This is a genomic window from Curtobacterium sp. TC1 (assembly GCF_019844075.1).
GTDB lineage: Bacteria > Actinomycetota > Actinomycetes > Actinomycetales > Microbacteriaceae > Curtobacterium.
In genome coordinates this window covers 3,698,284-3,725,014 of record NZ_CP081964.1, presented here as the reverse complement: position 1 = coordinate 3,725,014, position 26,731 = coordinate 3,698,284, and the positions used below count along the sequence as shown (strand labels likewise).

At 70.1% G+C, this 26,731-nt stretch carries 29 protein-coding genes; 25 read left to right on the top strand and 4 right to left on the bottom strand.

What is annotated here, in order from left to right; genetic code table 11:
* Window position 1: 1 nt before the first annotated feature.
* The 11 genes from rplX to map all read left to right on the top strand — a co-directional run bounded on the left by rplX (window position 2) and on the right by map (window position 6,799).
* Window positions 2–361, top strand: a complete 360-nt coding sequence (rplX, locus tag KZI27_RS18835; protein WP_111083461.1) for a 50S ribosomal protein L24 — start codon at window positions 2–4, stop codon at window positions 359–361.
* A complete protein-coding gene (rplE, locus tag KZI27_RS18830) occupies window positions 361–954 on the top strand; it encodes a 50S ribosomal protein L5 (RefSeq protein ID WP_222658795.1) in 594 nt (197 codons plus the stop codon). Before rplX ends, rplE begins: the two co-directional genes overlap by 1 nt.
* Before the next feature lie 153 nt (window positions 955–1,107).
* The gene (gene rpsH, locus KZI27_RS18825; protein WP_017885519.1) at window positions 1,108–1,506 is read left to right on the top strand and encodes a 30S ribosomal protein S8; all 399 of its coding nucleotides are present in this window, start codon (window positions 1,108–1,110) and stop codon (window positions 1,504–1,506) included.
* A 6-nt stretch (window positions 1,507–1,512) separates the two neighbouring features.
* Window positions 1,513–2,049, top strand: a complete 537-nt coding sequence (rplF, locus tag KZI27_RS18820) for a 50S ribosomal protein L6 (RefSeq protein WP_111083459.1) — start codon at window positions 1,513–1,515, stop codon at window positions 2,047–2,049.
* A 2-nt stretch (window positions 2,050–2,051) separates the two neighbouring features.
* The gene (gene rplR / locus KZI27_RS18815) at window positions 2,052–2,426 is read left to right on the top strand and encodes a 50S ribosomal protein L18 (RefSeq protein ID WP_031259041.1); all 375 of its coding nucleotides are present in this window, start codon (window positions 2,052–2,054) and stop codon (window positions 2,424–2,426) included.
* Window positions 2,423–3,256, top strand: coding sequence for a 30S ribosomal protein S5 (rpsE, locus tag KZI27_RS18810; protein ID WP_222658794.1), 834 nt, complete (start codon window positions 2,423–2,425; stop codon window positions 3,254–3,256). The genes rplR and rpsE overlap by 4 nt, the downstream gene beginning before the upstream one ends.
* The gene (gene rpmD, locus KZI27_RS18805) at window positions 3,256–3,441 is read left to right on the top strand and encodes a 50S ribosomal protein L30 (RefSeq protein ID WP_173168934.1); all 186 of its coding nucleotides are present in this window, start codon (window positions 3,256–3,258) and stop codon (window positions 3,439–3,441) included. The genes rpsE and rpmD overlap by 1 nt, the downstream gene beginning before the upstream one ends.
* The gene (gene rplO, locus KZI27_RS18800; RefSeq protein WP_027466723.1) at window positions 3,438–3,902 is read left to right on the top strand and encodes a 50S ribosomal protein L15; all 465 of its coding nucleotides are present in this window, start codon (window positions 3,438–3,440) and stop codon (window positions 3,900–3,902) included. The genes rpmD and rplO overlap by 4 nt, the downstream gene beginning before the upstream one ends.
* A gap of 147 nt (window positions 3,903–4,049) precedes the next feature.
* A complete protein-coding gene (secY, locus tag KZI27_RS18795; RefSeq protein ID WP_111083457.1) occupies window positions 4,050–5,372 on the top strand; it encodes a preprotein translocase subunit SecY in 1,323 nt (440 codons plus the stop codon).
* On the top strand, window positions 5,369–5,959 hold the full coding sequence (locus KZI27_RS18790; protein ID WP_222658793.1) for an adenylate kinase: 591 nt from the start codon (window positions 5,369–5,371) through the stop codon (window positions 5,957–5,959). Before secY ends, KZI27_RS18790 begins: the two co-directional genes overlap by 4 nt.
* Window positions 5,960–5,965: 6 nt before the next feature.
* Window positions 5,966–6,799: a type I methionyl aminopeptidase gene (gene map / locus KZI27_RS18785; protein WP_222658792.1), complete on the top strand. Its 834-nt coding sequence runs from the start codon at window positions 5,966–5,968 to the stop codon at window positions 6,797–6,799.
* A 129-nt stretch (window positions 6,800–6,928) separates the two neighbouring features.
* Here the strand turns inward: map and KZI27_RS18780 are convergent, their stop codons facing one another.
* Window positions 6,929–8,215, bottom strand: a complete 1,287-nt coding sequence (locus KZI27_RS18780; RefSeq protein WP_261783974.1) for an LCP family protein — start codon at window positions 8,213–8,215, stop codon at window positions 6,929–6,931.
* Window positions 8,216–8,509: 294 nt separating this feature from the next.
* On the opposite strand from KZI27_RS18780, the gene infA reads away from it, so the two are divergent.
* From infA to KZI27_RS18740, 8 genes are all read left to right on the top strand, one after another.
* A complete protein-coding gene (gene infA, locus KZI27_RS18775) occupies window positions 8,510–8,731 on the top strand; it encodes a translation initiation factor IF-1 (RefSeq protein WP_017885509.1) in 222 nt (73 codons plus the stop codon).
* Between the two features lie 70 nt (window positions 8,732–8,801).
* Window positions 8,802–8,918, top strand: a complete 117-nt coding sequence (rpmJ, locus tag KZI27_RS18770) for a 50S ribosomal protein L36 (RefSeq protein ID WP_071276701.1) — start codon at window positions 8,802–8,804, stop codon at window positions 8,916–8,918.
* Window positions 8,919–9,104: 186 nt separating this feature from the next.
* Window positions 9,105–9,479: a 30S ribosomal protein S13 gene (rpsM, locus tag KZI27_RS18765; RefSeq protein ID WP_058728274.1), complete on the top strand. Its 375-nt coding sequence runs from the start codon at window positions 9,105–9,107 to the stop codon at window positions 9,477–9,479.
* Window positions 9,480–9,488: 9 nt separating this feature from the next.
* Entirely contained in the window at window positions 9,489–9,887 is a 399-nt protein-coding gene (gene rpsK, locus KZI27_RS18760) for a 30S ribosomal protein S11 (protein WP_017885507.1), read from the top strand.
* 190 nt (window positions 9,888–10,077) lie between these two features.
* Entirely contained in the window at window positions 10,078–11,073 is a 996-nt protein-coding gene (locus KZI27_RS18755) for a DNA-directed RNA polymerase subunit alpha (RefSeq protein ID WP_071259847.1), read from the top strand.
* Window positions 11,074–11,136: 63 nt separating this feature from the next.
* A complete protein-coding gene (gene rplQ, locus KZI27_RS18750; RefSeq protein ID WP_222658790.1) occupies window positions 11,137–11,721 on the top strand; it encodes a 50S ribosomal protein L17 in 585 nt (194 codons plus the stop codon).
* Between the two features lie 160 nt (window positions 11,722–11,881).
* Window positions 11,882–13,000, top strand: a complete 1,119-nt coding sequence (locus KZI27_RS18745) for an FUSC family protein (protein ID WP_123311752.1) — start codon at window positions 11,882–11,884, stop codon at window positions 12,998–13,000.
* Between the two features lie 41 nt (window positions 13,001–13,041).
* Entirely contained in the window at window positions 13,042–16,248 is a 3,207-nt protein-coding gene (locus tag KZI27_RS18740) for a BTAD domain-containing putative transcriptional regulator (RefSeq protein WP_222658789.1), read from the top strand.
* 9 nt (window positions 16,249–16,257) lie between these two features.
* On the opposite strand, the gene KZI27_RS18735 is transcribed toward KZI27_RS18740, so the two are convergent.
* Both KZI27_RS18735 and KZI27_RS18730 read right to left on the bottom strand, forming a co-directional pair.
* Entirely contained in the window at window positions 16,258–17,091 is an 834-nt protein-coding gene (locus KZI27_RS18735; protein ID WP_222658788.1) for an ABC transporter permease, read from the bottom strand.
* Window positions 17,088–18,089 carry an ATP-binding cassette domain-containing protein gene (locus KZI27_RS18730; protein ID WP_222658787.1) on the bottom strand — a complete coding sequence of 334 codons (1,002 nt, stop codon included), beginning with the start codon at window positions 18,087–18,089 and terminating at the stop codon, window positions 17,088–17,090. Before KZI27_RS18730 ends, KZI27_RS18735 begins: the two co-directional genes overlap by 4 nt.
* Window positions 18,090–18,179: 90 nt before the next feature.
* Between KZI27_RS18730 and truA the strand changes: the two genes are divergently transcribed.
* From truA to glmM, 6 genes are all read left to right on the top strand, one after another.
* Window positions 18,180–19,055, top strand: coding sequence for a tRNA pseudouridine(38-40) synthase TruA (gene truA, locus KZI27_RS18725; protein ID WP_261783973.1), 876 nt, complete (start codon window positions 18,180–18,182; stop codon window positions 19,053–19,055).
* The gene (locus KZI27_RS18720) at window positions 19,052–19,795 is read left to right on the top strand and encodes an MBL fold metallo-hydrolase (protein WP_222658786.1); all 744 of its coding nucleotides are present in this window, start codon (window positions 19,052–19,054) and stop codon (window positions 19,793–19,795) included. Before truA ends, KZI27_RS18720 begins: the two co-directional genes overlap by 4 nt.
* Window positions 19,796–19,862: 67 nt before the next feature.
* On the top strand, window positions 19,863–22,964 hold the full coding sequence (locus tag KZI27_RS18715; RefSeq protein ID WP_222658785.1) for an ExeM/NucH family extracellular endonuclease: 3,102 nt from the start codon (window positions 19,863–19,865) through the stop codon (window positions 22,962–22,964).
* A 257-nt stretch (window positions 22,965–23,221) separates the two neighbouring features.
* Window positions 23,222–23,668 (top strand): 50S ribosomal protein L13, encoded by a 447-nt coding sequence (gene rplM, locus KZI27_RS18710; RefSeq protein WP_071259898.1) that lies wholly within the window; start codon window positions 23,222–23,224, stop codon window positions 23,666–23,668.
* Window positions 23,669–23,705: 37 nt separating this feature from the next.
* Window positions 23,706–24,191, top strand: coding sequence for a 30S ribosomal protein S9 (rpsI, locus tag KZI27_RS18705; protein ID WP_111083442.1), 486 nt, complete (start codon window positions 23,706–23,708; stop codon window positions 24,189–24,191).
* A gap of 22 nt (window positions 24,192–24,213) precedes the next feature.
* Window positions 24,214–25,587: a phosphoglucosamine mutase gene (glmM, locus tag KZI27_RS18700; protein WP_222658784.1), complete on the top strand. Its 1,374-nt coding sequence runs from the start codon at window positions 24,214–24,216 to the stop codon at window positions 25,585–25,587.
* A gap of 174 nt (window positions 25,588–25,761) precedes the next feature.
* On the opposite strand, the gene coaA is transcribed toward glmM, so the two are convergent.
* The gene (gene coaA, locus KZI27_RS18695) at window positions 25,762–26,706 is read right to left on the bottom strand and encodes a type I pantothenate kinase (protein WP_222658783.1); all 945 of its coding nucleotides are present in this window, start codon (window positions 26,704–26,706) and stop codon (window positions 25,762–25,764) included.
* Window positions 26,707–26,731: the final 25 nt, after the last annotated feature.

The following is a 26,731-nucleotide window of genomic DNA, read 5'->3' as shown; positions in this document are numbered from 1 at the left end:
CATGGCGAACATCAAGAAGGGTGACCTCGTCCAGGTCATCACGGGCGCGACGCAGGAGCGTGGCGGCGACCGTGGCAAGCAGGGCAAGGTCATCGAGGTCCTCAAGGACAAGCAGCGCGTCGTCGTCGAGGGCGTGAACTTCGTCACGAAGCACGTCCGCGTCGGCCAGACGCAGCGCGGCTCGAAGACGGGTGGCATCGAGAAGCACGAAGCCTCGATCCACGTGTCGAACGTCGCCCTCGTCGACCCGAAGACGAAGAAGCCGACCCGCGTCGGCTTCCGTACCGAAGAGGTGGAGAAGGGCGGGGTCAAGAAGACCGTCCGTGTCCGCTACGCCAAGAAGTCAGGTGAGACGCTCTGATGACTGACACGACTGCAACGACTGAGGCCCCCAAGGCCCAGCCGCGCCTCAAGCAGAAGTACAAGGACGAGATCAAGGCCACGCTCACCGAGCAGTTCGGCTACGCGAACGTCAACCAGGTCCCCGGCCTGGTCAAGGTCGTCGTGAACACCGGTGTCGGCGAGGCCGCTCGCGACTCGAAGATCATCGAGGGGGCCATCAAGGACCTCACGGCGATCACGGGTCAGAAGCCCCAGGTCAACATCGCTCGCAAGTCCATCGCGCAGTTCAAGCTGCGCGAGGGTCAGGCGATCGGTGCGCACGTCACCCTCCGTGGTGACCGCGCCTGGGAGTTCCTCGACCGCCTGATCTCGCTCGCACTGCCCCGCATCCGCGACTTCCGCGGTCTCAGCGACAAGCAGTTCGACGGGAACGGCAACTACACGTTCGGTCTCTCGGAGCAGTCCGTGTTCCACGAGATCGACCAGGACCGCATCGACCGTGTCCGCGGCTTCGACATCACTGTCGTGACCACCGCGAAGACGGACGACGAGGGACGCGCGCTGCTCCGCCAGCTCGGCTTCCCGTTCCGCTCCAGCGAGCAGACGGTCTAAACTACTTCGGGCGGTGCGGGCCGGAGGATTCACGTCCTCCGGCCCGCACGCACGAACACACCGATCCTGGGGAACCGCCCCGGGATCACTCGATCGCTCAGGTCGGCATTCGTGGAACGGGTGTCGAAACCAGGCGAGAAATGGACGAACATCATGACGATGACCGATCCGGTCGCAGACATGCTGACCAGATTGCGGAACGCGAACTCCGCGCACCACGACGCCGTCGCGCTCCCGAGCTCCAAGCTCAAGAAGAACATCGCCGACATCCTCAAGCGTGAGGGCTACATCAGCGAGTGGAAGGTGGAGGACGCCCGAGTCGGGCAGACCCTCACCATCGACCTGAAGTACGGCCCCGAGCGCGAGCGTTCGATCGCCGGCATCAAGCGCGTGTCGAAGCCGGGCCTCCGGGTCTACGCGAAGTCGACGGAGATCCCCCAGGTCCTCGGTGGCCTCGGCGTGGCGATCCTCTCGACCTCGTCCGGGCTGCTGACCGACCGCGAAGCCGAGCAGAAGGGCGTGGGTGGGGAAGTCCTCGCCTACGTGTGGTGATCGACAATGTCACGAATCGGACGTCTTCCCATCGACATCCCCGCCGGCGTGACCGTCTCCGTTGACGGTCAGAGCGTGGCGGTCAAGGGCCCGAAGGGCGAGCTCGCGCTCGTCATCGCGGAGCCCATCCAGGCCAAGGTCGAGGAGAACCAGGTCCTCGTCACCCGTCCGGACGACGAGCGCGAGTCGCGTTCGCTCCACGGCCTGACCCGTACCCTCATCGCCAACAACATCATCGGCGTGACCCAGGGCTACACCAAGGGCCTCGAGGTCGTCGGCACCGGTTACCGCGTGCAGGCGAAGGGCTCGAACCTCGAGTTCGCGCTCGGGTACTCCCACTCGATCACCGTCGAGCCGCCCGCGGGCATCAGCTTCGCGGTCGAGGGCAACAACAAGGTCACGGTCGCCGGTATCGACAAGCAGGCAGTCGGCGAAGTGGCGGCGAACATCCGGAAGCTCCGGAAGCCCGAGCCCTACAAGGGCAAGGGTGTCCGTTACGCCGGCGAGAACGTGCGCCGCAAGGCCGGAAAGTCAGGTAAGTGATCATGGGACTCCTCAAGACACGAGGCAAGAGCAAGGCGGCCGCCAAGGCGCGTCGTCACAACCGTCTCCGCAAGAAGATCACCGGCACCGAGGCTCGTCCCCGTCTCGCCGTCACCCGCTCGTCGCGTCACGTGTTCGTGCAGGTCATCGACGACGCGAAGGGTCACACCCTCGCAAGCGCCTCGACGATGGAGGCAGACCTCCGCTCGTTCGACGGCGACAAGACCGCCAAGGCCCGTCGCGTCGGTGAGCTCCTCGCCGAGCGCGCGAAGTCGGCTGGCGTCGAGGCCGTGGTCTTCGACCGCGGTGGCAGCAAGTACGCCGGTCGCGTCGCCGCGATCGCCGATGGTGCCCGTGAAGGAGGGCTGAACCTGTGAGCGACAACGCGAACACCAACGAAGACGCCAAGACCGAGGCCGTCGAGGCCACGGACGCCGTCGAGACCACCGAGGCGAGCACGGAGGCCACCGAGGCCACCGAGGCACCCGCCGAGGGCACCGACACCGCCGCGAAGGGCAAGGAGGCGGAGGCACCTGCCGTCGCCGAGCGTCCCGTCGAGACCGCTGCCGGTTCCGCGTCCAACAACCGCGACTCGGCCGACAACCGTGGCCGTCGTGGTGGTGGTCGTGACCGTCAGCAGGGCCGCGACCGCAACAACCGCGGTGGCGACAGCCAGTTCCTCGAGCGCGTGGTGACCATCAACCGCGTGTCGAAGGTCGTCAAGGGTGGTCGTCGCTTCAGCTTCACGGCGCTCGTCGTCGTGGGTGACGGCAACGGCCTCGTGGGCGTCGGCTACGGCAAGGCCAAGGAGGTCCCCACGGCGATCTCCAAGGGTGTCGAAGAGGCGAAGAAGAACTTCTTCCGCGTCCCCCGCGTCGGCAACACCATCCCGCACCCCGTGCAGGGTGAGGCCGCTGCTGGCGTCGTCCTCCTGCGTCCCGCTGGTCCGGGTACCGGTGTCATCGCCGGTGGTCCCGTCCGCGCCGTCCTCGAGTGCGCCGGCATCCACGACGTCCTGAGCAAGTCGCTCGGTTCGTCCAACACCATCAACATCGTGCACGCGACCGTCGAGGCTCTGAAGCAGCTCGAGGAGCCCCGCGCCGTCGCGAGCCGTCGTGGCCTCGACGTCGAGCGGGTCGTCCCGGCTCGTCTGCTCCAGGCCGAGGCCGCAGCACTGCGTGCCGCGACCGAGAAGGCAGGTGCGTGATGGCAACGCTGAAGATCACGCAGATCAAGTCCGTTATCAGCGAGAAGCAGTACCAGCGCGACACGCTCCGCAGCCTGGGTCTCAAGCGCATTGGCCGTACGGTCGAGCGTGAGGACAACGCCCAGAACCGCGGGTACATCGCGACGGTGGCGCACCTCGTGAAGGTCGAGGAGGTCGACGCATGAGCGACGAGAAGAACGAGCGCGTGCAGGTGCTGAAGCTGCACCACCTCCGCCCCGCCGAGGGTGCCAAGAAGGACCGCACCCGTGTGGGTCGCGGTGAGGGCTCGAAGGGCAAGACCGCTGGGCGTGGTACCAAGGGCACGAAGGCCCGTTACCAGGTCCGGGTCGGCTTCGAGGGTGGGCAGATGCCGCTGCACATGCGCACCCCGAAGCTCCGCGGGTTCAAGAACCCGTTCCGGGTCGAGTACCAGGTCGTGAACCTGGACAAGATCTCGGAGCTCTACCCCGATGGTGGCGACGTCACCGTTGCGGGCCTGGTCGCCAAGGGCGCCGTCCGCAAGAACGAGAAGGTCAAGGTTCTCGGTCAGGGTGACATCACCGTGAAGATCACGGTCACGGTCGACAAGGTCTCGGCGTCCGCCGCCGAGAAGATCGTGGCTGCTGGCGGCACCGTCTCCCAGTAACCCCCGTCGGCGGCCCGTGCGTTTGCGCACGGGCCGCCGTTACGGTTTCCTTGACAGTGGCCGGCATCCGTCGGCCAGGTCGGCTCTGCCGACCGACACCGGAACGGTCGCGATCGTCGGCCCCGGTCCCAGAAGTTCGGAGTCCTCGTGTTCAGAGCGGTCGCGCGCATCATGCGCACCCCTGATCTTCGCAAGAAGATCGGCTTCACCCTCGCGATCATCGCGCTGTTCCGCCTCGGGTCGTACATCCCGGCACCGTTCGTCGACTACGCGGCCGTGCAGAGCTGCCTCGCCAGCGCCTCGTCGTCGGGTGGTCTCTACGACCTGATCAACCTGTTCTCCGGCGGCGCGCTGCTGAAGCTCTCGGTCTTCGCGCTCGGCATCATGCCGTACATCACGTCGTCGATCATCGTGCAGCTCCTGCGCGTGGTCATCCCGCACTTCGACTCCCTCTACAAGGAGGGCCAGTCCGGTCAGGCGAAGCTGACGCAGTACACGCGCTACCTCACGATCGCGCTGGGCGTGCTGCAGTCCACCACCCTGATCACGGTCGCCCGCTCGGGTGCCCTCTTCGGCACGAACGCGTCGTCCTCCTGCTCGTCGATCATCTCGAACGACAGCTGGTACGCGATCATGCTCATGGTCGTCACGCTGACCGCCGGTACCGGCCTCATCATGTGGATGGGCGAGCTCGTCACCGAGCGCGGCATCGGCAACGGCATGTCGCTCCTCATCTTCACGTCGATCGCGGCGCAGTTCCCGTCGGCGCTCTGGGCCATCGAGCAGTCGCAGTCGTTCGAGCTCTTCCTGTTCGTCATCCTGGTCGGACTGGTCATCATGATGGCCGTCGTGTTCGTCGAGCAGTCGCAGCGGCGGATCCCGGTCCAGTACGCCAAGCGCATGGTCGGCCGACGCACGTACGGCGGCAACAACACCTACATCCCGATCAAGGTCAACATGGCCGGCGTCGTGCCCGTCATCTTCGCGTCGTCGCTGCTGTACCTGCCGGCCCTGGTCGCGCAGTTCAACAAGCCGTCCGACGGCTCCGAGCCCGCGGCCTGGGTCACCTGGATCGAGAACAACCTCGTCTCCGGCGACAACCTGTTCTACATGGTGCTGTACTTCCTGCTCATCGTCGGGTTCACGTACTTCTACGTGGCGATCACCTTCAACCCCGAAGAGGTCGCCGACAACATGAAGAAGTACGGCGGGTTCATCCCCGGTATCCGTGCCGGTCGTCCGACCGCCGAGTACCTCGACTACGTCCTCACCCGGGTGACGCTGCCCGGCTCGCTCTACCTCGGTTTCATCGCGCTCATCCCGCTGGCAGCACTGGCGCTGTTCGGCGCGAACCAGAACTTCCCGTTCGGTGGCGCGAGCATCCTGATCATCGTGGGTGTCGGTCTCGAGACCGTGAAGCAGATCGACTCGCAGCTGCAGCAGCGTCACTACGAAGGGCTTCTCCGTTGAGCGCACGTCTCATCATCGTCGGACCCCCCGGAGCGGGGAAGGGCACCCAGGCCGGACGGATCGCCGAGTCCTTCGGGATCCCGGCGATCTCGACCGGTGACATCTTCCGCAAGAACGTGGCAGAGGGCACGCCCCTCGGTGTGCAGGCCAAGGCGATCATGGACGCCGGCGACTACGTGCCGGACTCCCTGACGAACGAGCTCGTGAAGTTCCGCCTGAACGAGGCGGACGCGGCCGAAGGGTTCCTGCTCGACGGGTACCCCCGCACGGTCGGGCAGGTCGAGTACCTCGACGCGCTGCTCGCCGAGCAGGGCACCGGGATCGACGCGGTGGTGCAGCTCGTCGCCGACCAGGACGAGCTCGTGGGCCGGCTGCTCAAGCGCGCCGAGCAGCAGGGTCGCAGCGACGACAACGAGGAGACGATCCGTCGTCGCCAGCAGGTCTACGCCGAGCAGACGGCGCCGATCGTCGGTGCCTACGGCGACCGCGGCCTCGTGCTCGACGTCGACGGCCTCGGCCCGATCGACGAGGTCGGCGACCGCATCCAGGCCGCACTGACGGCTCGCGGGCTCACCGCGGGCGTCTGACCCAGCGTGGTCCGCTTCCGCAAGCCCTCGATCTACAAGACGCCCGACGAACTCCGCGCCATGGTGCGCCCTGGTCTGCTGACCGCTGAGGCGCTCGACGCCGTGCGTGCCGCGATCCGGCCCGGCATCACGACGGGTGCGCTCGACGAGATCGCCGAGCGGACGATCCGCGCCGGCGGCGGGATCCCGAACTTCCAGCTCGTGCCCGGCTACCGGCACACGTTGTGCGTCTCCGTCAACGACGAGATCGTGCACGGCATCCCCGGCGACCGCGTGCTCGCCCCCGGCGACATCGTCTCGGTGGACGCCGGCGCCGAGGTCGACGGCTGGAACGGCGACAGCGCGTTCACCACGGTCGTCCCCGGCGGGGACGCCAGCGTCGCTGTCGCCCGGCAGAACCTCTGCGACACGACGGAGCGGTCGCTCTGGTACGGCATCGCAGCGCTCGCGCAGGCGAAGAACCTGTACGAGGTGGGCTCTGCGGTGGAGGACGCCATCGACGAGACCGGTTCGTGGGGCATCGTCGAGGACTACACCGGGCACGGCATCGGTCGGTCCATGCACGAGGACCCGCCGGTCTTCAACTACCGCGTCCGCGGCGCCGGTCCGGCCGTGAAGCCCGGCCTGGTGGTGGCCATCGAGCCCATGGTCACGGCGGGGTCGATCGACAGCACGACGGACGACGACGACTGGACGGTCCGCACCGCGGACGGCAAGGACGCCGCACACTGGGAGCACAGCGTCGCGGTGCACGCCGACGGTGTCTGGGTCCTCACGGCCGCCGACGGCGGCGCCGCGGGCCTGGCCCCGCTGGGTGTGACGCCCGTCCCGATCCCGTAGGTCGGGCCTCCCGTCCGCCCCGGTCGTGACAGCCTGGAGGCGCGGCTCGCTCTCGACCCGTCTGCCGCCGCGCGCAGGCGCGTGCGTCCAGTGCCCCGGGCGCGCTGCGCCGTCGGCCTCGTCCGGCGGTCAGTTGCCGACGGAGCAGGTCTGCTCGGAGGCGCTCTGCCCGGTGATCGACGACGGCAGCGGGGTCGACGTCGCGGTCCTCGTGGCGGACGAGCTCGGCGCGGACGACGTACCGGACGCCGCGCCGCCCGACGCGGACGACGAGCTCGTGTCGGACGGCGTCGTGCCGGTCGTCGGTGCGCTCGTCGCCGTGGCCCCGGCGGTCGGGGACTCCTCGGACGCGCGGCCGGTGCTCGAGTCGCTCAGCGACGACTTCACGTCGTTCTGCAGCGCCACGTTGAGGGTGTGGGCGGTCTCCTGGTCGACGATCACGCGTGCGCTGTCGTCGGGGTCGTCGGCGACGGGGTACTGCACGAAGAGCATGTTGGCGGTGCTCATCCCGCGCAGCGCCGAGGCGAGCCCGACGAGGGTGCGGGTCTGCGCCAGACCGTCCGACAGCGTCATGTTCGACAGGGCCGCGCCGGCGAGCTTGTACAGCGTGATGGGGTTCGACAGCGTCCCGTCGGACGTGACCTTGCGGAGCAGGGCGGACAGGAACACCTGCTGCGAGCTGATCCGGGCCAGGTCGCTGCCGTCGCCGACGCCGTGGCGGGTGCGCAGGAACGCGAGCGCGTCCGTACCCTCGAGGTTGTGGGAGCCGGCGGTCAGGTGCAGGCCGGTGAAGGTGTCGTCGATGGGCTCCGCGACGCAGACGTCGACGCCGCCCAGGGCGTTCGACATCTCGATCACGCCGTCGAAGGTGATGAGCCCGGCGTAGGGGATGCTCAGACCGGTGAGGTTCTCGACCGTGTCGACGACGCACGAGACGCCGCCGTTGCCGAGTGCCGTGTTGAACATGGCGGAGGTCGACGCGGGGTACGTGGTGCCGGTCGCGGGGTTGGTGCACGCGGGGATCGGCACCATCAGGTCGCGGGGGAAGCTGACCGCGGTGAGCTGCTGGTGGTCCTGCGAGATGTGGATGAGCATCGTGACGTCGTTGCGGGCACCCTCGACGTCCTCGTCGGAGTCGAACTGCCCCACGCGGGTGTCGCTGCCGATGAGCAGGATGTTCGCCCCGCCCTTGATCGCCGTGATGTCGGCGGTCTTCGCGGTGCTCTGGTCGTCGGTGCTGAGCTGCACGGTCTGCGGTGCGGTCGCGAGCTGGGCGCCGGCGATGGCGGCGACGCTCGTCCCGCTCACCAGCACGACGGCCAACGCCGAGGCCACCACCGTCACGAGCGTGGTCCAGCCGCGGCGGCGGGCCAGCTTGCCGTGTGCGGCGAAGGGGCGTCGGGTGACGTCGGGCACGTGGTCTCCGTTCGGTGGTCCGCGCAGGGTGCGTCGGCGGCGGACGTGGCTGCGGAGCAACGCTACGGTCCTGGCGCAAGCGCGGGCCCGGAGCGCGCCGTCAAACCACTGTGGAACACTCAGGCACGTGACCGGAAGCCCCAGGTGAGGGGGCGTGCCGTGTGTGCACTTGGCAATTGCGGGTTTACCACATAAGATCGATCTTTGGTGTGTCATGCCCTCTCGGGTGTGGCGACCGACCCGCAGACCGGTTCGGGGATCACACCTGTTCCACAACCAAGCGACAGTGAGGCTATGGCCAAGAAAGACGGCGTCATCGAGATCGAAGGCTCGGTGCTCGAAGCTCTGCCCAACGCGATGTTTCGCGTTGAGCTGACGAACGGACACAAGGTCCTCGCGCACATCTCCGGGAAGATGCGCCAGCACTACATCCGCATCCTCCCCGAGGACCGCGTGATCGTGGAGCTGAGCCCGTACGACCTGACCCGCGGCCGGATCGTCTACCGCTACAAGTGATCCGCGAGCTGGAAAGGAACGGCTCGGCAATCCTGCCGCGCACGAAGCCAGCGAGCACGAGGAAAGAACAATGAAGGTCAACCCCAGCGTCAAGCCCATGTGCGAGCACTGCCGAGTGATCCGCCGCAAGGGCCGCGTCATGGTGATCTGCAAGAGCAACCCGCGTCACAAGCAGCGCCAGGGCTAGTCCCGGGCGCGTGACCGGCACCGACGCTGTCCCTCGGACAGCAGGCTGCTCGAGCACGACCCACAACTGAAGATCGACAACGCAGTACCAGAACCCGGTCGCACGACGACCGGGGGACACCTCGGGTCGGAGGCCCGGGCACCGGTACTGCTCCACACCTCCATCGACAACAGGAGCAGCCATCACATGGCACGTCTAGCAGGCGTCGACATCCCGCGCGAGAAGCGCGTGGAGATCGCACTCACGTACATCTACGGCGTCGGCCGTACCCGCGCGGTCCAGGCTCTCGCCGAGACCGGTATCTCCGGTGACATCCGCGTCAAGGACCTGACCGACGACCAGCTCGTCGCCCTCCGTGACTTCATCGAGGGCAACTTCAAGGTGGAGGGTGACCTCCGCCGTGAGGTGGCCGCCGACATCCGCCGCAAGGTCGAGATCGGTAGCTACGAGGGTCTTCGCCACCGTCGTGGTCTCCCGGTGCGCGGTCAGCGCACCAAGACCAACGCGCGTACCCGCAAGGGACCGAAGCGCACCGTGGCAGGCAAGAAGAAGGCTCGATAGGAGACCCCGATGGCTACCCCCAAGACTGCCGCGCGCAAGCCGCGCCGCAAGGAGAAGAAGAACGTCGCTGTGGGCCAGGCCCACATCAAGAGCACGTTCAACAACACGATCGTCAGCATCACCGACCCGTCGGGTGCCGTCCTCAGCTGGGCGTCCTCGGGTGCCGTGGGCTTCAAGGGTTCGCGCAAGTCGACGCCGTTCGCGGCGCAGCTCGCCGCCGAGTCCGCTGCGCGTCAGGCGCAGGAGCACGGCGTCAAGAAGGTCGACGTCTTCGTGAAGGGTCCGGGTTCGGGCCGCGAGACCGCGATCCGTTCGCTCCAGGCCGCTGGCCTCGAGGTCGGCTCGATCAACGACGTCACTCCGCAGGCGCACAACGGTTGCCGCCCGCCGAAGCGTCGTCGCGTCTGACGCGAGGAGCAACCGGCCGCGCCCTGCTCGTCCCCTGACGGGGTCGGGCAGGGCCCGCGGCCATTCCTGGTCGTTCGATCGCGCACATCGGTGCGCGTGATCACAACTCAACAGACCCGTCGGGGCCCACGCGGCCCCGTCGTACCGCCAAGTGTCATATAGCGGACACTTCGCCGAAAGGAATCCCACAGTGCTCATTGCACAGCGCCCCACCCTGACCGAGGAGTCGATCTCCGAGCACCGCTCGCGCTTCGTCATCGAGCCGCTCGAGCCGGGCTTCGGTTACACCCTCGGCAACTCGCTGCGCCGCACGCTCCTCTCCTCGATCCCCGGCGCGGCTGTCACCAGCATCCGCATCGACGGTGTCCTCCACGAATTCAGCACCGTCCCCGGTGTGAAGGAAGACGTCACCGAGATCATCCTCAACATCAAGAGCCTCGTCGTCTCCAGCGAGCACGACGAGCCGATCACCGCGTACCTGCGCAAGCAGGGTGCCGGTCAGGTCACCGCAGCGGACATCTCCGCTCCGGCCGGCGTCGAGATCCACAACCCGGAACTCGTCATCGCGACCCTGAACGACACCGCGCGGTTCGAGCTCGAGCTCACGATCGAGCGTGGCCGCGGCTACGTGTCGGCCACGCAGAACCGTTCCGAGTTCTCCGAGGCCGGTCAGATCCCGATCGACTCGATCTACTCGCCGGTCCTCAAGGTCACCTACCGCGTCGAGGCGACGCGTGCCGGTGAGCGCACGGACTTCGACCGCCTGGTCGTCGACGTCGAGTCGAAGCCGGCGATCACGCCGCGTGACGCCATCGCGTCGGCCGGTCGCACCCTGGTCGAGCTGTTCGGGCTCGCCCGCGAGCTCAACACGGCCGCTGAGGGCATCGAGATCGGCCCCGCGCCGGTCGACGCCGTCCTCTCGAACGAGCTGCAGACGCCGATCGAGGACCTCGACCTGTCCGTCCGCAGCTACAACTGCCTGAAGCGCGAGGGCATCAACACGGTGTCCGAGCTCGTCGCCCTGTCGGAGACGCAGCTCATGAACATCCGCAACTTCGGTCAGAAGTCGGTGGACGAGGTCAAGGACAAGCTCACCGAGCTCGGCCTGTCCCTCAAGGACACCGTCCCCGGATTCGACGGCGCCCACTTCTACAGCGGGTACGACGAGGACGAGTCCAACAACTGATCTCGCGCTCACGCGCAAGCGCGCTGACACCGCGCGCACCACTTTCACCACTGGAGAACTGACATGCCGAAGCCCACCAAGGGCCCCCGCCTCGGTGGCGGTCCCGCTCACGAGCGCCTGCTCCTGAGCAACCTCGCCAACGCCCTCTTCACGCACGGTCGCATCACGACCACCGAGACGAAGGCCAAGCGCCTCCGTCCGGTCGCCGAGCGGCTCATCACGTTCGCGAAGCGCGGCGACCTGCACGCTCGTCGTCGGGTCATCGCGACCCTGCGCGACAAGTCCGTCGTGCACACGCTGTTCACGGAGATCGCCCCGCAGGTCGAGGACCGTCAGGGTGGCTACACCCGCATCACGAAGCTCGGCTTCCGCAAGGGCGACAACGCCCCGCTGGCGTCGATCGAGCTCGTCCTCGAGCCGGTTTCGGGCACGCCCGCGCCGGTCAAGCGCACCGCGGCTCCGGCCGCCGCCGCTCCGGTCGAGGAGCCGGCCGCCGACGAGACCACCGAGGAGGCCCCGGTCGAGACGGTGCCTGTCGAGGACAGCGAGACGACTGAGGAGTCCGCTCCGGTCGAGTCGGAGACCGAGACCGAGGCTGCTGCCGAGGTCGAGGCCGACGCCGCCGAGAAGAGCGACGACGCCAAGTAGCACCCCGCGTCACCACGACGAAGCCCCCGCGACCCAGGTCGTGGGGGCTCCGTCGTGTCCGGGAGCGGCCGTCAGCCGCCCCGACGTCCGGAGAACGCAGGACCGTCGCCTTCCCAGTGGGCGCCCCGTAGCGTGTCCGCCCGACAGGGAGAGTCACCACATGGAGTTCCAACACATCGCGGGAGTCGGTCGCCGCGCATGGCGGTGGAGCCGCACGTCCGGCACGCAGCCGAGACTGCTGCACGCAGCCAAGGCCGCCGGCGCCGCGGCACTGGCCTGGGTCATCGCCAGGCACGTGCCCGGGGTCGCGTCCGACTACCCGTACTACGCACCCCTCGGGGCGATCGTCGCGATGCAGACGACGGTCTACGCGGGGCTGCGCAACGGCATCCAGACGCTCGTCGGCATCCTGCTCGGCATCGCCGTCGCGGGCTTCACGATGCTTGTGGGGGACCCGGGGATCCTCGCCGTGGCCCTGGCCGTCGGCATCGGGGTGCTCGTCGGCGGGTTCCGGGTGCTCGGCGAGGGCAGCACCTGGGTCTCGACGGCGGCGTTGTTCGTGCTCCTCGTCGGCGGGGCCAACGCGGAGGGCTACTCGTTCGGGTACCTGGTGCAGATGGGCATCGGCGTGGTCGTCGGCCTGCTCGTGAACTTCCTGGTGTTCCCGCCGCTGCACTTCTGGGACGCGGAGCGCCGGATCGACGAGGTGAACGCCGTGCTGGCCGCGCACCTGGAAGGCCTGGCGGACGTGCTGGAGAGCGGCAAGCGGGACGAGGACGCCTGGAACCGGCAGCAGGACAAGCTCGACCGTGCGATCGCCGACGTGCGCGCGCGAGTGTCCGTCGCCCACGAGAGCCGGAAGATCAACCCGCGTGGGGCGCTCCGCGGGTCCCGCGCACGGCTGCAGCAGGACGGCGCCAGGTTCCGCGCGTTGGAGCGCGTCGCCTGGTACACGACCGACCTCACCGAGCTCGTGGCGCGGTCCGGTCCGGTCTCCTCGAACCTCGGCCGGCCCGACCCGGCCTTCACGGAGCCGCTGGCCGCTGCGATCCGCCAGCTCGCGTGCGTCATCCGCGGGGACTGCCCGGAGGACGAGGGCGACGAGGCGATCGAGCGGCTCGAGCACGCGCTCGACGCCTCGCGCGAGAACCCCTCGCACGTCGCGGTGACGGCGTCGGCGCTGGTGGCGCTGCGGGGCATCGTGGAGTCCGAGCGCCGCGCGACGGACAACCTCGACACCCGCACCGGTCCGTCGGCGTTCCACCGTCCGCGCGGCTGACGCGAGGACCCCGTGACACCGGCGCTCCGTAGACTCGCACCGTGACCGTCCCACCCCGCATCGCCGTCCTCGGCCCAGTCACGGTGACGGGTGCGGACGGCGAGCAGACGGCGGTGCCGGGCGCGCTCGCTCGGTCGTTCCTGACGGCGCTGGTGCTCGCGCGCGGCCACGCCCTGACCACCGAGTCCCTGATCGACGACCTCTGGCCGGACGTGCAGCCGCGGGGTGCCCGTGCAGCGCTGCAGACGCTCGTGTCCCGACTGCGCCGGAGCGTGGCGGACGGCCTCGTGGTGTCGACGAGCACCGGGTACGCGTTGGGCGGCGGCCCCGAGGACGTCGACCTCGCCCGTGCCGAGCGTGCGGTGGGCGAGGCGGAGCCGGCAGCGGTCCGTGCGGCCCTCGACCTCTGGCGTGGTGACCCGGGGGCCGACGTCGACGGGGACCTGGGCGCGGCACTCGCGGACCGAGCGGCAGCGCTCCGGCGGACACTCCGGCGCGCGCTCGGCGCTGCACTGCTCGACGAGGGCGACGCCGACGAGGCCGCCGCACTCTGGGCGGCGGAGGCGGTCGCCAACCCCTACGACGAGGTCGCGGTCGCCGGCTCGATGCGCGCCCTCGCCGCCGCCGGCCGCACGAGCGAGGCCATCGCCGCCTTCGCGGCGCACCGTGACCGCCTCGCCGACGAACTCGGCGCCGACCCCTCGGCCGACCTGGTCCGCCTCAACGCCGAGTTGCTGCGCCGATCCGGCCCTGCCACGGGCAGCGTCCGCCGCGTCGGCCTGCGTGCTGCGCCGAACACCTTGGTCGGGAGGCAGGAGGACCTCGCCGCCGTCTCGGACCTGCTGTCCACCGGGCGGCTGGTCACCATCCTCGGTGCGGGTGGGCTGGGCAAGACCCGCCTCGCACAGGCGGTCGCAGCCGACCTGCCGCCGACCCAGGGCGTCGTCGTGTTCGAGCTGGCGCCGCTTGCCACGGGCGACGACGTCGTGCCGGCACTCGGTGCACTGCTCGGGATCGCCGAGTTCCGGTCCACCCGGTCGCTCCGGGACGCCGTCGCCGCAGACCTGCGCACCCGGGTGGTACGAGCACTCGCCGACGGACCCACCGTGCTCGTCCTGGACAACTGCGAGCACCTGGTGGCCGAGATCGCCGCCTTCGCCGCGGACCTGCTCGCGACCGTGCCCACCCTGCGGATCCTGACGACCTCGCGCGCCCCGCTCGCCATCGCCGGTGAGGTCGTGGCTCCCCTGGCGCCGCTGCCCGTCGCGGCCGACGGCGCCGCGGTCCGGTTGTTCACCGAGCGGGCGCGGGCCGCACGACCCGGCGCGGTGCTGCCCGTGGACGCCGTTCGCCGGATCTGCACGCGGCTCGACGGCTCGCCACTGGCCATCGAACTCGCGGCGGCTCGGATCCGCGGCATGAGTGCCGACGAGATCGAGCGCCGACTGGACGACCGGTTCGCGCTCCTGCGTGGCGGTGACCGGAGCGCTCCGGAGCGGCACCGGACCCTGCTCGCCGTGATCGAGTGGAGCTGGCGCCTGCTCGACGACGGGGCGCAGGACCTGCTGACGCGTCTGGCACTGTTCCCGGACGGGCTCGCGGTCGACGCGGTCGAGGCCGTCGCTGCTCCGGACCGCCGTGTGGACGCGCTCGACGACCTCGCCGAACTCGTGGAACAGTCGCTCGTGCAGCTCGTCGAGCACGAGGGCGAGCCCGTGCGGTACCGGCTGCTCGAGACCGTGCGTGAGTTCGGGGCCACCCGGCTCGAGGCGCGCGGTGCGACCGAGGCGGTCCGCACGGCGATGATCGGCTGGGGGCGTGACTTCGCCGCCGACCGCAACCTGCTCACGATCACGGGTGCCGCACAACTCGACCGGTTCCGTGAGGTCGCCCGCGAATCCGACAACCTCGTCACCCTGCTCCGCTGGAGCCTGGCGGCCGACGACACCTCGGCGGTCGCGCACCTGTTCGCGGCCCTCGGCGGCTACTGGTCGCTGCGCGGGGCGCACGGTGAGGTCGTCGCACTCGGCCCCGAGGTCGTCCCCGTCCTGCGCCGTACCGGACCGGTCGCCGAGGACCGCGCCGCCACCGTGCTCGGGCTCGTGGTCACCGGCGGGTCGTCCGCGTTCAGCGACAAACGGACCGCTGCCCTGGCGGTGTCGACCCTGCGCCGGGTGATGCGCGACGGCACCACCGGGTTCGCCGTGCTCGACGCCCAGGCGGCCCTGCTGCTCACCCTGGGGCGACCGGCCGACGGTCACACCCTGCTCGCCCGCTACCGCGACGACCCGGAGCCGGGTGTCGCCTGCCTGGCGAACATGCTCAGCGCGCCCCTGGCCGAGAACGACGGGGAGTCCGCTGACGCTCTGCGGTACGCGACCCGCGCCGCAACCCTCTCGCGCACGAGTGACGACGCCTGGACCACCGGGTCGATCGCCGTCACGATGACCCAGCTCCTGGCGCAGACCGGCCGGCACGCAGAGGCCCTGCGCTCCGCCGAGGTCGCCCGCGAACAGCTCGAACGGTTCGGGGCCGACGACGACCTGTACGAGATCGGCTGGACCGTCGGGCTCTGCGCCGCGAGCACCGGCGACGTCGTCCGTGCCCGGCAGGTCGCCGACGACCTGCAGCACCGGCCGGTCGAGGCCCGCGGCGGGTTCGACGAGGACCGGGTGCAGATCGGCGTCCTCGCGATGGCGATCGGCGCGGAGTGCTCGCGCTGGGAGGGAGCCCTCGACGACGCCGCGGCGGAGTACGCCCGCGCGTGGGACTCGGTGCTGCCCCTGCGCAAGCAGACACCCCACTGGACGCTCATGGCGGGCTCGGCGCGGATCGCGGCACGGGACGAGGCGGCGGTGCGCCGGTCCGACGGAGCCGTGACGGGCCTCCCGGTCGACGACGTGGCGGTCGCGAGACGCCTGCGCGTCGGTGCGCTCGTGATGCTGCGCGTCCACCCGTGGTGGCTGGACCTGCCCGTGATCGGCACCGCCCTGCTCGGGTTGGCGCTCGCCGCCGCCCGTGACGGACAGCGGGAGCACGCAGCCCGGTGCTGGGGGCTGGCGATCCGACTCGGTTCGCGGCAGGACTTCGGCGTGCTCGCACACACACGGATGCGGCAGGTGCTGGCCGGAGCCCTCGGAGCCACGGTGCTGGCGGACGCCGAGACGGCCTCGGCCGGATCGAACCGGGCCGAGGCCGTCTCGCAGGCGCGGCTCCTGCTCGAGGAGCTGCGGTTCCGCGTGCGCTGACGGCGCCCGTCAGGCCTTCCGCATGTACGCGCGGACCGTCAGCGGTGCGAACACCGCGACGACGACCGCTGCGCCGAGCAGGCTGATCCAGAGGTCGACGCCCACCGTGCCGTGGTTCACGAGGTCGCGGACCGCCGTGATCAGGTGCGAGATCGGGTTGACCTCGGAGAACCAGCGCAACCAGTCCGGCAGGGTGTCCGCCGGCACGAACGCGTTCGACAGGAACGTCAGCGGGAACAGCACCATGTTGGAGATGCCGGAGACGCTCGACGCCGTCCGCGCGACGACGCCGAAGTAGGCGAAGATCCAGCTGATCGCCCAGGCGACGACGATGACGAGCAGCCCGGCCAGGACGACCGCGCCGAAACCGCCGGCCGGACGCAGACCCATGATGATGCCGACCGTGAAGGTGATCGTGGTGGCGATCGCGTACCGGACGGTGTCGGCGAGCAGTGCACCCGCGAGCGGGGCGATCCGAGCGATGGGCAGGGACTTGAAGCGGTCGAAGACGCCCTTGTCCATGTCCTCGCGCAGCTGCACGCCCGTCACGATCGACGACGTGATGTTCGTCTGCACGAGGATGCCCGGGATGATGATCGGGAGGTAGCTCGCGACGTCACCGGCGATCGCGCCCCCGAAGATGTACGTGAACATCACGGTGAAGACGATCGGCATCAGGGTGACGTCGAACAGCTGCTCCGGGGTGCGCCGGACCTTGATCAGGCCGCGGTACGCCATCGTGAGCGACTGCCGGACGGTGGCGCCGAGGCCCGTCGCACCGACGCCGGGGCGCGGGGTGATCCGGGGCGCAGCGGTGCCCGTGGTGGTGGTGATGGTGGTCATGCGATGCTCCCTGCGAGTTCGCGGTCGGTGCTGTCGTTGTCGTCGTCGTCGGTGGTCACCGGTGCGCCGGTGATGGTCAGGAAGACCTCGTCGAGGGTGGGCTTCTGCACGCTCATCTCGGCGAGGGTGATGCCGGCCTCGCGGAACGACACGAGCAGGTCGGTCACACGGTCCGGGTCCGACATCGGTGCGGTGAGGCGCGACCCCTCGGGGCTGGCCACCGCGTCGACACCGAGGGTGTTCCGCACGATCGAGCGCGCGGCGTCGAGCCGGAGCGCATCGGTCAGGCGGAGCTGCAGCGACGAACTGCCGATCGAGGCCTTCAGCTCGTCGCTCGTGCCCTCGGCGACCACCTTGCCGTGGTCGATCACCGCGATGCGGTCGGCGAGCTGGTCCGCCTCGTCCAGGTACTGCGTCGTCAGCAGCACCGTCGAACCCGTCGCCACCAGCTCGCGGATGGTGTCCCACATCTGCGCACGCGTCCGGGGGTCGAGCCCCGTTGTCGGCTCGTCGAGGAAGATCAGCGGGGGCTGGGCGATGAGGCTCGCGGCCAGGTCCAGCCGGCGACGCATGCCACCGGAGAAGTTCTTGAGCGGGCGCGACGCGGCCTCGGTCAACCCGAAGCGCTCGAGCAGCTCCACGGCCTTGCGCTTCGCGTCGGCGCGGGACAGCCCGAGCAGGCGCGCGAAGACCACCAGGTTCTCGGTCGCGCTGAGCGTCTCGTCGACACTGGCGTACTGACCGGTCACCCCGATGAGGGTGCGGACCGTCTGCGCCTCACGCCGGACGTCGTGCCCGAAGATCCGGGCCTCGCCGCCGTCGGCCTTGAGCAGGGTCGCGAGCACGGAGATGGTGGTGGTCTTGCCGGCGCCGTTGGGACCGAGCACGCCGTAGACCGTACCGGCCTCCACACGGAGGTCGACGCCGTCCACTGCGCGGTTCGTCCCGAAGGTCTTCACGAGGCCGGAGGCCTCCACCGCGAGCGGTGTCGTGGTCATCGGAATGTCCTTTCGTCGATGTCGAGGACGATGGTGCCGCGGGGCGCTCACGCGGCACTGACGTGGCGCTGACATGGCTACCGTGGGGACGTGAGCGAAACGGTGCGACTGCGGCTGGACATCGCGTACGACGGGGCCGCGTTCTCCGGGTGGGCGCGGCAGCCCGGCCTGCGGACCGTGCAGGGTGCACTCGAAGCCGCCCTCGCCACCGTCTTCACCCGGTGGGGCGAGCCGCCGCTGCTCACCGTCGCCGGACGCACCGACGCCGGCGTGCACGCCACCGGACAGGTCGCCCACCTCGACCTGTCCGCCGAGCAGTGGGACGCGCTCAGCGCCAAGCGCGGCTCGGGGCGCTCGCCGCTGGACGGACTCGTCAAACGCGTGAACGGCATCGCGGCACCCGAGGGAGACGTCGTCGTCACCCGGGCCTCGCTCACGCCGGACGGGTTCGACGCCCGGTTCTCGCCGCTCTGGCGACGGTACGAGTACCGGATCGCGGACGCCGGCGCCCCGCGCGATCCACGTCGGCGCGGGCACACGGTCTGGCACGGGGCGAGTCTCGACCCGGCAGCGATGGAGCGCGGTGCGCTGCGGCTGCTCGGGCTGCACGACTTCGCGACGTTCTGCAAGCCGCGCGAGGGCGCGACGACCATCCGGACGTTGCAGGAGTTCCGCTGGGACCGCGAGCCGGACGGCGTGCTGGTGGCGCGCCTCCAGGCCGATGCGTTCTGCCACTCCATGGTGCGCGCGATGGTGGGGGCGACCATCGCCGTCGGCGAGGGGCGGTTCGGGCCGGAGCGGCTCGAGGAGCTGCGCGTCGCCGAGACGCGCACGAGCGCGTTCAAGACCGCGCCGGCCAGGGGACTGACACTGACCGAGGTGGGGTACCCGGCCGACGAGGAGCTCGCCGGGCGGGCGGAACAGACGCGGGCGCGGCGATCCGCGGACGGTACCGTCGAGCCATGAGCCCGCGCGAACCCCGCTCCGTCGTGTCCGTCGCCCCCGGGGTGACCTTCGTGGAGGGGCCGGTGTCGAACTGGGTGGTCCTGGCCGAGGAGGACGGGGTGTCGCTCATCGACGCGGGGTACCCGGCCGATCCGGACCTGGTGCTCGAGACCGTGCGTGCGGCCGGCCACGACCCCGCCGATCTCCGGCGCGTGTACGTGACCCACGGTCACGTCGACCACATCGGCGGCATCCCCGGGATCCTCGAGCGGTACCCGCACGTCGAGGTGCTCGCCCACGCCGACGAGCTGGCCAACGTCCGCGGGCCCGGCCGACAGCAGGTCACCCCGGCGGAGATCGGCGGTCGGCTCACCAGTCCGCGCGTCCTCGCCTGGCTGGCGCGGGCGATCCGCTCGGACGCCCTGCGGCCCACCACCGTGCCGTCGGCGCGCGCGTTCACCGGCGTTGACTTCGCAGGACGGGCGATCACACCGTTCCCGGCGGTCGGACACACGGACGGCTCCACGGCCTACCTGCTGCCCGCGGCCGACGCGATCGTCACGGGTGACGCGGTCGTCAGCCGGCACGACACCCAGCCTCGGTCCTGGGCCCCGCGCCCGCGCATGATCACGCCCTTCTTCACCGCGGACCAGGACCGCGCGCTCGAGTCGGCACGCGCACTGCCGTTCCCGGCGCTCGTGCTCCCCGGTCACGGCCCGGCCGTCCGACGCGTGGGCGGGACCTGGCTGCCCATCGGCTGATGTTGCCGAGCGCAATCATTTACCTCGACGCAACCTGAGGGACTCCGCAGGTCGGTAGCGTGCGGGCATGCCCAACCTCCTCGGGCGCACTCTGCTGTGCGCCACGGCTGCCGCGACGCTCCTCGCCGCCCCGCTCGTCACCGTCACCGCCGCCACCGCGAACCCCGAGGGGAGCGGCCTCGTCATCGAGGAGGCCTACCTGAAGGCGGGCAGCAACGGCGCCTTCTACAACCAGAAGTTCATCGAGATCGGCAACCCGACCGACGCCCCGGTGTCGCTCGACGGCTGGTCGCTGCAGTACCGCTCGGCGACGAGCACCGGCGCCTTCTCGACGAGCGCGCTCGAGGGAACGGTGCCGGCCGAGGGCACCTTCCTGGTGTCGATGGCCGGCAACGGCGGGGCCACCGCGGTCGGTGCGGACCTGCCGACGGCGGACGACACCGCGTCGCTGAACCCCTCCGGCACCACGGGCACGATCGTGCTGTCGAACACCGCCACACCGCTGGCGCTCGCCGCCGGCCCGGTGCCGACCGGTACCGCGGGCGTCGTCGACCTGCTCGGCTACGGCGCCTCGAACACGTACGAGGGCACGGTGCGCACCGTCGAGGGCGCGAACGGCGTGCCGAACGGCCTCGTGCGTCAGGGCACCACGGACACCGACGACAACGGTGCGGACTTCTCGGGGACGACGACCCTGACGCCGCGGAACGCCGCCGGTGCGACGACCGCGCCGACCGACCCGACCGAGCCCACGGACCCGACGGAGCCGACGGACCCCGGCGCGCCCGCCGAGGCCGTCACCATCGCCCAGCTGCAGGGCACCACGGACACCTCGCCCTACGCCGGCACGACCGTCACCACCGACGGCGTCGTCACCGCGGTCTACGCGTCCGGCGGCTTCAACGGCTACACGATCCAGACCCCGGGCACCGGCGGCGCGATCGACCTCGGTACCCACACGGCCTCGGACGCCGTCTTCGTCTTCTCGTCCGCGACCGCCGGGCTGGTGGCCGAGGGCGACCACGTGCGCGTCACCGGTGCGGTCTCCGAGTACTTCGGCCTGACCGAGCTGACGGTGTCGAGTGCTGCGTCGTTCGAGAAGCTCACCGACACCGTGGTCGCCCCGCAGCCCGCCGTGGTCGCGTTCCCGTCCTCGGACGCACAGCGGGAGTCGCTCGAGAGCATGCTCATCGCGCCGCAGGGCTCCTACACGGTCGCCGACAACTACACGACGAACCAGTACGGCGAGGTCGTCCTCGCCAGCGGTGCGGGCCGCCTCGTCCAGCCGACCGAGGTCGGCCGTCCGGGCAGCGCCGAAGCGAAGGCCGTCGAGGCGTCGAACGCCGCGCGCAAGGTGACGCTCGACGACGGTGCCAGCACCAACTTCCTGACCAAGGCGAACCAGGGCATCCCGGTGTCGTGGCTCACCCAGGGGCCGGTCACCGTCGGCGCGACCGCCACGTTCTCGCAGCCGGTCGTCCTCGACTACCGCAACAGCGGGTGGAAGTTCCAGCCGACCGCGCCGATCACCGGCGCGACCCCGGCAGCCGACCTGCCCGCGTCGTTCTCGACCGTGCGGCAGGCGACGCCGCAGGACGTCGGCGGCGACCTGAAGCTCGCCGGGTTCAACGTGTTGAACTACTTCCCGACCACCGGCGACCAGCTCACCGGCTGCTCGTACTACACCGACCGCGCGGGCGACCCCGTCACGGTCAACTCGGGCTGCGACGCCCGCGGTGCTGCCGAGGAAGAGGACTTCCTGCGTCAGCAGGTCAAGATCGTCAAGGCGATCAACGGCCTCGGCGCCGACGTCGTCTCGCTCGAGGAGATCGAGAACTCGGCCCGCTTCGGCCAGGACCGCGACGCCGCCGTGGCCACCCTCGTCGACGCGCTCAACGCCGCCACCGGCGAGGAGACCTGGGCGTACGCGAAGTCGCCCGCGACCGTGCCGGCGAGCGAGGACGTCATCCGCCTCGCGCTCATCTACAAGCAGGACCGCGTCGCACCCGTCGGCGAGTCCACGATCCTGCTCGACGACGCCTTCACGAACGCCCGCCAGCCCGTCGCGGACGCGTTCCGCCCGGTCGGTGGCACCGAGGACGACGACTTCCTGGTGATCGCGAACCACTTCAAGTCGAAGGGCTCCGGTACCGGCGAGAACGCCGACCAGGGCGACGGCCAGGGCGCCTCGAACGCCGACCGGGTGCGGCAGGCGAAGGCCCTCGTGACCTTCTCCACCGACATGCAGGCGCAGTACGGCACGGACAAGGTGTTCATGCTCGGCGACTTCAACGCCTACAGCAAGGAGGACCCGGTGGTCGTCCTCGACGACGCCGGCTACACCGACCTCGGCCCGGCGCTCGACGCCACCGAGTACTCGTACGTGTTCTCCGGCCTGAGCGGGTCACTCGACCACGTGTTCGCCTCACCCGCCGCTGCCGAGACGGTCACGGGCGTGGACATCTGGAACATCAACTCGGTCGAGTCGGTGGGCCTGGAGTACAGCCGCTACAACTACAACGCGTCGGACCTGTACACCGACGACGTGTTCCGCGCGAGCGACCACGACCCGATCCTGGTCGGCTTCGACCTCGACGCCGCGGGGACGGACCCGGGCACGGACCCCGGGACGGACCCGACCCCGGTGCCGACGCCGACGCCGACACCGGTGCCGACCCCGACACCGGTGCCGACCCCGACCCCGACGCCGGTGCAGCCGGTCGACGGGATCACCCCGCCGGCTGGCCCGGCGGCGCCGTCCGAGTCGCTCCTGACCGAGGCGAACCGCGGTGGGGTGTCCGCCCCGGCGACGGCCCGTGCAGGGGAGACCATCACGGTGACGGTCGGCGCGGCGGCTGCGGGTGACACGGTCGACGTGTGGCTGTTCTCGACCCCGACGCTGATCGGGACCGCGGAGGTCGCGGCCGACGGCACCGTGCGGGTGACGATCCCCTCGGACACCCCCGCTGGTGCGCACCGGCTCGCGGTGACGGCTGCTGACGGGAGCCTGATCGGCTGGACCCCGATCACGATCACGGCGGACGGACAGCTCGCGTTCACGGGTGCTTCCGGGCTCGGCGCGGGAGCACTGGTCGCGTTCCTGCTGCTCGCGGCGGGTGCCGGCGTCATGATCGTGCGCCGCCGCAGGGCGGCAGCCGCCGCCGCTTAGTCACCCCGCGCCGTGGGCGCGAGTGCAGGACGGACGGGAGGCCCGTGGTCAGGCGGTCACGGGCCTCCCGTCCGGCAGTGGCTGCGTTTGACCGACGCGACCCGGATCCGCTAGGCTCTCACCTTGGTCTGTGCGCCACGCGCGCCGGACAGTCAGATGAGCCCTCCACCCGGGCGTTCCGCCGGCTTCTGCCGCGGGGAACCCCGACCGGAGTGGGATTCACGGACTCCTCACCTCGACACGAAAGCAGCACTCCTGTGACTCGCACGTTCTCACCGAAGCCGGCAGACGTCCAGCACGACTGGATCGTCATCGACGCGACCGACGTCGTCCTCGGCCGTCTCGCCACCCACGCCGCGGCGCTCCTGCGCGGCAAGCACAAGGCCACCTTCGCCCAGCACATGGACATGGGTGACTACGTCATCATCGTGAACGCCGACAAGGTCGCCCTGACCGGCTCGAAGCTCGCGAAGAAGGTCTACTACCGCCACTCGGGCTACCCGGGCGGCCTCACGGCGACCTCCTACCCGGAGATGCTCGAGAAGCACCCCACCCGCGCCGTCGAGAAGGCGATCCGCGGCATGCTGCCGAAGAACACCCTCGGTCGCGAGCAGCTCAAGAAGCTGAAGGTCTACGCCGGCGCGGAGCACCCGCACTCCGCGCAGCAGCCCAAGGCGTACATCTTCGACCAGGTCGCACAGTAGTTCCGGCCACGACGACTTCAAGGACATAGAGAAACTCATGGCTCAGATCGCTGATTCCCTCGACCAGACCCCGGAGAGCTTCACCACGGAGAGCGCACCCGCCGCTGCCGAGGCCGCTCCCCGTCAGATCCTCAACGTCTCCGGCGGTGCCGTCGGGCGCCGCAAGGAGGCCATCGCGCGCGTTCGCCTCGTCCCGGGCTCCGGCACGTTCGTCGTGAACGGTCGCTCGCTCGAGGACTACTTCCCGAACAAGCTGCACCAGCAGCTCATCAACGACCCGTTCAAGGTCCTCGAGCTCCTCGGCTCGTACGACGTCGTCGCCCGCATCACCGGTGGCGGCCCCTCGGGTCAGGCCGGCGCGCTCCGCCTCGCCATCGCCCGCACCCTGAACGAGATCGACCGCGAGAACAACCGCGCGACCCTCAAGAAGGCCGGCTTCCTCACCCGTGACGCCCGCGTCATCGAGCGCAAGAAGGCCGGTCTCAAGAAGGCCCGCAAGGCTTCGCAGTTCTCGAAGCGCTAGTCGTCACCGGCTGAAGATCGCAATGCCGCGTCTGTTCGGTACCGACGGGGTTCGTGGTCTCGCCAACGGCGAGCTGACGGCCGCGCTCGCGCTGGGTCTTGCCCAGGCGAGCGCGGCCGTCCTCACACACGGACACCATGCCGACGCCCGCCGGGCGTCCGGTCGGCCGCGCCCGCGCGCGGTCCTGGCGCGCGACCCGCGCGTCTCCGGTGAGTTCCTCGGTTCCGCTGTCGCGGCCGGACTCGCCTCCGCCGGCGTCGACGTCCTCGACGCCGGGGTCATCCCAACCCCCGCTGCGGCGTTCCTCGTCGCGGACATCGACGCCGACTTCGGCGTGATGATCTCCGCGTCGCACAACCCCGCCCCGGACAACGGGATCAAGTTCTTCGCAACGGGTGGTCGCAAGCTGCCGGACGAGGTCGAGGACCGCATCGAAGCGGCCATGCACGACCACTCCGCGCCGACCCCCACCGGCATCGACGTCGGGCGCATCTCGCGGTTCGCCGACGCCGAGGACCGCTACGTCGTCCACCTGCTCGGCACGCTGCCGCACCGGCTCGACGGCATCCACGTCGTGCTCGACTGCGCCAACGGTGCCGCCGCCGGCGTCTCGCCCGAGGTGTTCGTGAACGCCGGGGCACGCGTGACGCTCATCGGTGCCGACCCTGACGGCTGGAACATCAACGACGGTGTCGGTTCGACCCACATCGACAACCTGGCCCGTGCGGTGCTCGAGCACGGCGCGGACGTCGGCATCGCGCACGACGGCGACGCGGATCGCTGCCTGGCCGTGGACGCCGCGGGCAACGCCATCGACGGTGACCAGATCATGGCGATCCTGGCGCTGTCGCTGCAGGAACGCGGTCGGCTGAAGGACGACACCCTCGTCGCGACGGTCATGTCCAACCTCGGCCTCAAGCGGGCGATGGCCGACGCGGGCATCACCGTGATCGAGGCCGGCGTGGGTGACCGGTACGTGCTCGAGAAGATGACCGAGGGCGACTACTCCATCGGTGGCGAGCAGTCCGGCCACATCATCTTCAACGAGTACGCCACCACGGGCGACGGCATCCTGACCGGGCTGCACCTGGTCGCCGAGATGGCGCGAACGGGCAAGTCCCTGCAGGAGCTCGCCTCGTGCATGACGGTGTTCCCGCAGGTCCTGCTCAACGTCCGGGGCGTCGACCGTCACGGACTCGCCGACCAGGGCGTGCAGGACGCCGTCGCCGCGGCGTCGGCAGCGCTCGGGGACACCGGGCGCGTGCTGCTCCGACCGTCGGGCACCGAGCCCGTGGTGCGCGTGATGGTCGAGGCCGCTTCGCAGGACGACGCCCAGCGCATCGCCGAGGAGCTCGCCGCCGTCGTGCAGGAGCGCTTGGCGCTCGACGCCGCGTAGGGCGAGTCTGCTCGGGGCTGGGGTCGGCGCCCGCTGGGGTCGGCCCGCTGGGGTCGGCGCCCGCGCCCCGCGGCGGTCGTTGCGCCCCGACTCTTCGGGGCGCGATGCCCGTACCGGGGCGCGACGCCGCGCCCGTGCCCACGCTTCCCTGTGCGGTGCCGCGGCCCGCACAGCTCAGATCTTGCGGAGCAGGACCGAGTTCACCTTGTGGTTCGCGCCCTTCTTCAGCACCAGGGTCGCGCGGGAGCGCGTCGGCAGCACGTTCTCGAGCAGGTTCGGCTCGTTGATCGCCCGCCACACCTGCGTCGCCGTCTCGACCGCGTCCTCGCGTGAGAGCGACGCGAACCGGTGGAAGAACGAGTCCGGGCTCGAGAACGCCTCTTCCTGCAGGGCGAGGAACCGGTCGACGTACCAGGACTCGATGTCCTTGGTCTTCGCGTCGACGTAGATCGTGAAGTCGAACAGGTCGGACAGCGCCAGCCGTCCGTGCACCGGCGGGGCGAGGACGTTCAGCCCCTCGACGATGAGGATGTCCGGCTGTCGGACGACGATCTCGGCGTCCGGAACGATGTCGTAGACCAGGTGCGAGTAGTACGGCGCCCGGACCTCGGTCGCGCCGCTCTTCACCTGGCTGACGAACCGCAGCAGAGAGCGACGGTCGTACGACTCCGGGAAGCCCTTGCGGTCCATGATCCCCCGGCGCTCGAGCTCGGCGTTCGGGTACAGGAAGCCGTCGGTCGTCACGAGCTCGACCCGAGGGGTGTCCGGCCAGCGCTTCGTCAGCTCACGCAGCAGACGGGCGACGGTCGACTTGCCGACGGCGACGGACCCGGCGACACCGATGACGAACGGCGTGCGTCCGGCTCGCTCACCCAGGAACCGGCTCGTCTCAGCGTGCAGATCGCGGGCACCGGCGGCGTACAGCGTGAGCAGCCGCGACAACGGGAGGTAGACCTCCTGCACCTCCTGCATGTCCAACCGGTCACCGAGGCCGCGCAGCTGCACGACCTCGGTCTCGGTGAGCGACAGGTGCTCCTTGGGTGCGAGCTGCGACCACTCGTTGCGCGGGATCTCCACGAACGGGGTCGGGTGCGCGACGGCGGTCTCCGGGATCGGCATGGGGACGAGCGTACAGACGGGAGGC